The following is a 7,401-nucleotide window of genomic DNA, read 5'->3' as shown; positions in this document are numbered from 1 at the left end:
CACCGCCTTTGCAATCCCCCAGTTAACTGATGCCACAGGATAAATGTATAGGCACAAAACACCAAGATAAAATGACGAAGTAAGCTTCGTTTATCCCTGACTTGATATTCCCTTAACCCTAACCATCCTTTGGCTTCTCGGTGGAATACTTCCACCCAAGTTCTTTCGGTGTAAGTCCTCACTATCCACGACGCTGTTACTGTATCTGCCTCGACTACATTGGTGATGAAATAGTCCACCTCTGTTGCTTTTTCCATTGAACTTGCATTCATGACGATAGCCAAGTTCTTTTCTCCTTCTCGGCTAGATATTTTCGCTCTGAATACCGCTACCCAGACAGTTTTTTCTCGCTCTAGCTGAATTTCGGTGATTTTCTCAAAATCCCCTTCTGATAAGCTTTTTGCTAGTTGGAAAAATAGGCTTTTCGAGGGTAATTCTTGTTTTAATTCTCCATGTACGCAGTCTTTAAAAGCCTCTATTTCGTTCCAAGACACGATTAAGAGTGGCTTTTAGGCTAAGTATAATTACTCATTGCGTAAGCGAGATGCTCCCCATTTTATACCATGCTATCATCAATGAAGAGCCAGGAGAGTAGATGATTTATGAAACCAGCGATAATTAATCTGCCAAACCATTTTAAAATTAGCCAAGAACAGTTTAAAAAACTAGCAATAGCCAACCGATATCTCCGCCTTGAACGCAGTAATACCGGCGAATTAATCATGATGTCACCTACCGGAGGAAGCACAGGGAAATACAACGTTAAACTCGCTAGTCGTTTTGTCATTTGGAACGAACAAACCCAATTAGGAGAGGTTTTTGATTCCTCCACAGCATTTAGCCTTCCCAATGGCGCAAACCGTTCTCCTGATGTCGCTTGGGTTAGTCGAGAACGATGGAATTGTCTAACCCGCGAACAACAGGACACCTTTCCCCCATTATGTCCTGATTTTGTCTTAGAATTGCGCTCTAAAACAGACAAGATGAAACCATTACGGGAGAAAATGCAGGAATACCTAGCCAACCAAATGCGCTTAGGCTGGTTAATTGATACCAAAAATAAACTTGTCGAAATTTATCGCGCTGATCAACCCGTAGAAGTCTTAAAAAAGCCTGCTACTTTATCAGGAGAAAATATTTTACCCGGATTTGTCCTTAACTTACAATTTTTGTGGTACGATCTAGAGTCCCTAGGTTAAAAACTAACTTTTCCACCGATTTATTCCTATGAAAGAACAAATCCTAGAACGCATCGAACAACTCAAAGCCGAATATGAGTCCGGTCAAAAAATGTTAGCTGATCTAGAAACACAAGGGTCTAATCTAAGAACTACCATGCTGCGCATCAGTGGTGCGATTCAAATATTAGAAGAGTTACTCGCTAAAGCTGAGGAAGAAGAAAACCTTGACAACGTTAAAAAAGTAGAAGTTCTCCCTCAATGAAGTAGTTAATATTCCCCAAAACTGCCATGATTCAAAACCTAGTTTTGAGAATAATCCGCTTGCTAGTTGAGACCTTAGCAAGCGTAATTCCTGGTGCTGCTCAACACATTAAAGCCGAACCGGTTGACTCAAATGATAGCAGTAGTCTCCCGATTATTGTACTAACTCCGGGTTGCTTTACCATCAGCCAACAGCCCGGAGAAAACACCTCTAATCAACCGCGTCCAGAAGAGTTTCGGGAAAAACTGGCTGTCAGCCAAGAAAAGCCTTTAGGACCATATATCTTAGCCAAAACACCGCTACAAGGAACGGTTCAGTGTCAAGTTTTATTTCGTGAAGGTACAGCAACAGAAGAAGAAATTTGGCTTCAGGAAAAACAAGACTTTATTATCAATTATAAAACGCAAGAGTGTAACTTTACCTATGATATATCACGGGCAGAAAGTATCTTGTTGATTTACTCGTTTGTCGGGATTTTTAGCCTAAGAAACTTTGAACAAGAACTTTTCATAGAGGTACAAGCTGCAACTATCAATAAACTGGAAGAATTAACGGCTCTCATTGCTGGCTCTATCCTAACCCACCACGACCAATTAATTGAAGCCTATAATCAAGACCCCGCCTATAAAACAGAATATAATGCGGATTCCCTGAGAATTTTAGCCCAACTGCGACAAATTCAGTTTTTAGCAGGACATCCAGCCGATACATCCTCAATTAAAATGAAGCTGAAGTTTTTAGTAACCGGTCAACTGAAAGCAACACGAGCAATTAGTGAAGAATTCGGTATCATCGAAAAAATTGAGATTATCGAACCAACGATTAGTCGATAATTTCCCGATCAATTTTGGGTAAGCTGTCATCAAATTCCAGCGAAGCCTCTTGCCTCATCTCAACAAGCAATTTAAATATGCGGGCAGCTTAAAAGAGTCTTAGCTATAGCAGTTATCTTAATGGTGAGGTACGAAGTTGATGCCAGCAAGGGAATCTTTAAGAAATTACCCAAAATCCCTGAGTATAGATATTGACGGCGCTAGACTGCCAACGTATAGATAAATACCGTTTCTGGAAGCCCATGACTGTGAGCTACGAAAAAATTACCCCACCGACAACAGGCTCGAAAATTACTTTTTCTGAGGGAAAACCTCTAGTTCCCGACGATCCCATCATTCCCTTCATTCGTGGTGACGGTACGGGAGTCGATATCTGGCCCGCAACCGAAAAAGTTATCGATGCGGCGATCGCCACAGCCTACGGTGGTCAAAGGAAAATCCATTGGTTTAAAGTCTATGCTGGTGATGAAGCTTGCGAAATCTACGGGACCTATCAATATCTACCCCAAGATACATTGACAGCGATTAAAGAATATGGTATAGCCATCAAGGGTCCCTTGACCACTCCCATCGGTGGCGGCATTCGTTCCCTGAATGTGGCTTTGCGGCAAATTTTTGACCTCTATGCCTGTGTTCGTCCCTGTCGTTACTATGCGGGAACCCCTTCCCCCCATAAAACCCCGGAAAAACTCGATGTCATTGTCTATCGGGAAAATACCGAGGATATCTATCTCGGTATCGAATGGAAACAAGGCACGGAAATTGCCGATAAACTGATTAATTATCTCAACACGGAACTAATTCCCGCCACTCCCGAACACGGGAAAAAACAAATTCCCCTCGATGCGGGTATCGGGATCAAACCGATTAGTAAGACAGGTTCCCAAAGATTAGTCCGCCGGGCGATCGAACGAGCGCTGACTTTACCGAAACCGAAAAATCAGGTTACTCTCGTCCATAAGGGTAACATTATGAAATATACCGAAGGGGCGTTCCGGGATTGGGGTTACGAATTAGCTAAAAGTGAATTCCGGGATGTGTGCGTCACCGAGATGGAATCATGGATCCTGAGCAATAAGGAGAAAAACCCCGATCTGAGCATCGAAGATAACGCCCGCATGGTGGAACCGGGTTATGATGCCCTCACGGACGAGAAAAAAGCCAAAATATGCCAAGAAGTGACCAGTGTTCTCGATGCTATCTGGGAAACCCACGGCCATGGCCAGTGGAAAGATAAAATTATGGTTAACGATCGCATTGCCGATAGTATCTTCCAACAGATCCAAACCCGTCCCGATGAATACTCGATCCTCGCTACCATGAACCTGAATGGCGATTATCTCTCCGATGCGGCAGCGGCGATCGTGGGTGGTTTAGGGATGGGACCCGGGGCGAATATTGGCGATACTTGCGCTATTTTTGAGGCAACCCACGGCACAGCCCCTAAACACGCCGGTTTAGACCGAATTAACCCCGGTTCGGTGATTCTTTCCGGGGTGATGATGTTGGAATACATGGGATGGCAAGAAGCAGCCGATTTGATTAAAAAAGGCATCGCAGCAGCGATCGCTAATCGACAAGTTACCTACGATTTAGCGCGTCTGATGGAACCTCCCGTTAATCCTCCTCTGAAATGTTCCGAATTTGCCGATGCAATCATCTCCCATTTTGGGGATTAATTTTCTGGTTAGGGTAGCCTGAAAACTGCCCTATTTTTCCGAAAATCCCCAAAACAATCCCCTGTCTCCGTTAATGCAGACGTTTTAAGCGTTCTTGGAGAATTTGGGCTTGTTTTTCGGACTCTGCTAAAGCTTGCTTCGTTTTTTGGATTAAAGCTTCTGGAGCTTTTTCGACAAAGCTAGGTTTATTCAAGCGATCGCTCAAACTCTTGATTTCCCCTTCTACTTTAGCTAAATTTTTCGCTAATTTCCCGGCCAATACCGATATATCAACCAATCCGGACAGGGGAATGAGGATTTCTACCGTAGCGACAACACCGGCGATCGCTTGATTGACTTCCTCGGTTAATTTGGCCGTCAAAATTAAGTTTTCGATCTTGGCCAAGTCTTTTAAGTACACTTGTCCGCGTTGCAAAATAGCTAATTCTTGGCTGTTTTCTGTCTGTAAAATTGCCGTGATCGTTGCCCCCGGTTTAATCCCCGCTTCGGCGCGCAAATTACGCAACACCCGAATACTTTCAATTAATAACTCAAAAGTATTTTCTAAGTCTAGATCGATCAGAGAACTATCAGCTATTGGATAGGTTTCTAAAGCCAAAACTTGCTGATTTTCTTGGGTTAAATTATGCCAAATTTCTTCGGTAATATGGGGCATAAAGGGATGTAATAATTTTAATGTCCCTGCCAAGATAAAAGCCAAAGTTTGCCTAGCTGTAGCACAGGAAACCGATTCTTTATCCTTCCATAAACGAGTTTTCACTAACTCGATATACCAATCACAGAAATCGCGCCAGATAAACTCGTATAGACCTTTTGCCGCTTCCCCCATGCCATAATTTTCTAGATAATCTCTAGTTTTTTGTACTGTTTGATGATAACGAGATAAAATCCAGCGATCAGCTAATTCTAAATTTTCTAAAACTGGTTCTCCCAATTCTTCTGGGGTTTTTCCCTCCAGATTCATCATGACAAAACGGGAAGCATTCCAAATTTTATTGGCAAAATTTCGGGCTGCTTCTACGGATTCCGATTCATCGGTTTTACGGTTGTATTGCAGACTGATATCCTGTCCTGCTCCTGCCACTTCTCGGATTAAGGTATATCGTAAAGCATCGGTTCCATATTTATCAATTAAAATTAGGGGATCGATGCCGTTATTGGCAGATTTAGACATCTTTTTGCCGTTTTCATCCCTAACTAAACCGTGAATATAGACATCTTTAAAAGGCATTTGTCCCGTAAAATAGCCCGCCATCATCGTCATTCTGGCCACCCAGAAAAAGATAATATCAAAACCAGTGACGAGGGTTGTGGTGGGATAATAGGTGTCTAGATCAAGGGTTTTTTCTGGCCATCCCATAGTTGAAAATGGCCACAATCCCGAGGAAAACCAAGTATCTAAAACATCGGGGTCTTGTTGAATAATTATATCCTCTCCATACTCTTGTTTAGCCTTGGCTAAAGCGGAGGTTTCATCTGGGGCAACGACGAAGGGAGTATGGTTAGTAATTTCGTTGTTAGTTTCACTGATAATGTACCAAGCGGGAATTTGATGACCCCACCACAGTTGTCGAGAAATACACCAATCTTTTAGTTTAACTAACCAATCGCGATAAACTTTTGTCCATCTTTCTGGCACAAAACGGGGCGAGTTTTCCTGATCTAAACAGGTTAAAGCTTTTGTGGCTAAAGGTTCAATTTTAACGAACCATTGGGTAGATAAAAGGGGTTCCACGGGAACTTTACCTCGATCGCTATAGGGGACGCTATGGCGATAGGCTTCAATCTTAACTAAAAAGCCGTCTTCATCGAGTTTTTTAACGACATTTTTGCGGGCAACAAAACGATCTTGACCGGCGAATATTCCGGCATTTTCGTTTAAACTGCCGTCTAAATTCATGATATTAATAAAGGCTAAATTATGGCGTTTACCCATCTCAAAATCCTTAGGATCGTGGGCCGGCGTAACTTTGACGCAACCGGTACCGAATTCGGGATCCACCAATTCATCGGCAATAATGGGGATTTCTCGCCCCATTATCGGTAAAGTGACGGTTTTGCCGATTAAATGGCGATAACGGCGGTCTTGCGGGTTGACAGCTACACCAGTATCACCGAGCATGGTTTCAGGCCTTGTGGTGGCTACTTGAAGATAACCGCTACCATCACTGAGAGGATAGCGAAAATACCAGAGATTTCCCTCAATTTCCTTGTTTTCCACCTCTAAATCGGAAACGGCCGACCGGGATTCGGGACACCAGTTAACTAAGTATTGACCGCGATAGATTAATCCGTCTTCATAGAGTTTGATAAAAGCAGTACGGACAGCATGGGAAAGTCCCTCGTCCATGGTGAAACGTTCCCGCGTCCAATCGACGGATACCCCCAAGCGTCGCAGTTGATTAACAATGGTACTACCGGACTCCTCTTTCCATTGCCAAGCGCGTTCGAGGAATTTTTCCCTTCCTAGTTGGTAACGGTCGGTTTTTTCGGCTTTTAATTGGCGATCGAGTATAGCTTGTACTGCAATACTAGCGTGATCCGTCCCGGGCAGCCAGAGGGTATTTTTGCCGGTCATGCGCTTGTAGCGAACAAGTGTATCAATCAAGGCACTCTCGAAAGCGTGACCCATGTGGAGACTACCGGTAACATTGGGAGGGGGGATGACTATACAGTAGGTTTCGCCGCCTTTTTCGGGGTTTGCTGTAAATATTTCTTGATTTTCCCAATATTGCTGCCATTTCGTTTCTGTGATCTTGGGATCGTATTGCTTCGATAGTTCCGAGGTCATGATGGGGGGATTCTACAATTCTTAGTTCTTTGTCAATTGTCCCACATTTGGGAGAGATCAAATTCCTGTTTAGTTGCCAGCTAAAAAATTTTAAGAGTCCTAAGCTAAGACGTATTTAAACCGCTTATTCTTAGATTAGCCGAATCTTCTCCAATCGCTTTACTGTTGCCTCTTGCCTCTTGCCTTTTGCCTCGTCTCAACAAGCAATTTAAATTACGAACAGCTTATTAAGATAGCTGTTATCTTTTGTTCGGCTAAACATAGCTAATTTATGGTAATTCTTTTGCATCTCACCAGTATAATAATTGCTATAATCAATTGAGGGAGCCAATCAATAAATTATGACTATAGCAACAGATAAAAGTACCTATAGCTTTGCCGAATATTTAGAACTAGAGGAAACGGCAGCCTATAAAAATGAGTATCAAGATGGGGAAATCGTACCGATGACAGGAGGCACTACCGATCATAATAAAATTGCTCTCAATTTTGCCGCTTATTTAAAATTTGCCCTCAAAGGACAGAAATATAATATTTTTATCGGTGATGTTAAATTATGGATAGCGCAATATCGTCAAGCAACCTATCCCGATGTGATGCTAATTGAGGGAGAACCGATTTATTATGAAACTGGCAAGACAACTATTACCAATCC

General features: G+C 42.8%; 6 protein-coding genes and 1 pseudogene. 5 read left to right on the top strand and 2 right to left on the bottom strand.

Going from position 1 to position 7,401, the window contains the following annotated elements:
• Positions 1 to 410: pseudogene (locus EWV68_RS18965) on the bottom strand (transposase family protein); the annotation flags it as partial.
• 192 nt (positions 411 to 602) lie between these two features.
• Between EWV68_RS18965 and EWV68_RS18960 the strand changes: the two are divergent.
• The 4 genes from EWV68_RS18960 (at position 603) to EWV68_RS18945 (ending at position 3,955) form a co-directional block, all read left to right on the top strand.
• Positions 603 to 1,199, top strand: coding sequence for a Uma2 family endonuclease (locus EWV68_RS18960; protein ID WP_061431428.1), 597 nt, complete (start codon positions 603 to 605; stop codon positions 1,197 to 1,199).
• A gap of 28 nt (positions 1,200 to 1,227) precedes the next feature.
• Positions 1,228 to 1,443 (top strand): hypothetical protein, encoded by a 216-nt coding sequence (locus EWV68_RS18955; protein ID WP_061431429.1) that lies wholly within the window; start codon positions 1,228 to 1,230, stop codon positions 1,441 to 1,443.
• Between the two features lie 59 nt (positions 1,444 to 1,502).
• Positions 1,503 to 2,276, top strand: coding sequence for a hypothetical protein (locus EWV68_RS18950; protein WP_287170715.1), 774 nt, complete (start codon positions 1,503 to 1,505; stop codon positions 2,274 to 2,276).
• A gap of 242 nt (positions 2,277 to 2,518) precedes the next feature.
• A complete protein-coding gene (locus EWV68_RS18945; protein ID WP_061431431.1) occupies positions 2,519 to 3,955 on the top strand; it encodes an NADP-dependent isocitrate dehydrogenase in 1,437 nt (478 codons plus the stop codon).
• Between the two features lie 70 nt (positions 3,956 to 4,025).
• On the opposite strand, the gene EWV68_RS18940 is transcribed toward EWV68_RS18945, so the two are convergent.
• A complete protein-coding gene (locus EWV68_RS18940) occupies positions 4,026 to 6,746 on the bottom strand; it encodes a valine--tRNA ligase (protein WP_061431432.1) in 2,721 nt (906 codons plus the stop codon).
• 341 nt (positions 6,747 to 7,087) lie between these two features.
• On the opposite strand from EWV68_RS18940, the gene EWV68_RS18935 reads away from it, so the two are divergent.
• A partial coding sequence (locus EWV68_RS18935; protein WP_287170714.1) for a Uma2 family endonuclease occupies positions 7,088 to 7,401 on the top strand: 314 nt, incomplete at its 3' end.

This window comes from Microcystis sp. M_QC_C_20170808_M9Col (genome assembly GCF_007095495.1).
GTDB lineage: Bacteria > Cyanobacteriota > Cyanobacteriia > Cyanobacteriales > Microcystaceae > Microcystis > Microcystis aeruginosa.
This window is presented reverse-complemented; position numbering and strand designations above follow the sequence as displayed.

What these genes read in the sequence shown, in the direction of transcription:
- EWV68_RS18955 (WP_061431429.1), top strand. Translation starts at nt 1,228, where the DNA reads ATGAAAGAACAAATCCTAGAACGCATCGAACAACTCAAAGCCGAATAT.
- EWV68_RS18960 (WP_061431428.1), top strand. Translation starts at nt 603, where the DNA reads ATGAAACCAGCGATAATTAATCTGCCAAACCATTTTAAAATTAGCCAA.
- EWV68_RS18940 (WP_061431432.1), bottom strand. Translation starts at nt 6,746, where the DNA reads ATGACCTCGGAACTATCGAAGCAATACGATCCCAAGATCACAGAAACG.
- EWV68_RS18945 (WP_061431431.1), top strand. Translation starts at nt 2,519, where the DNA reads ATGACTGTGAGCTACGAAAAAATTACCCCACCGACAACAGGCTCGAAA.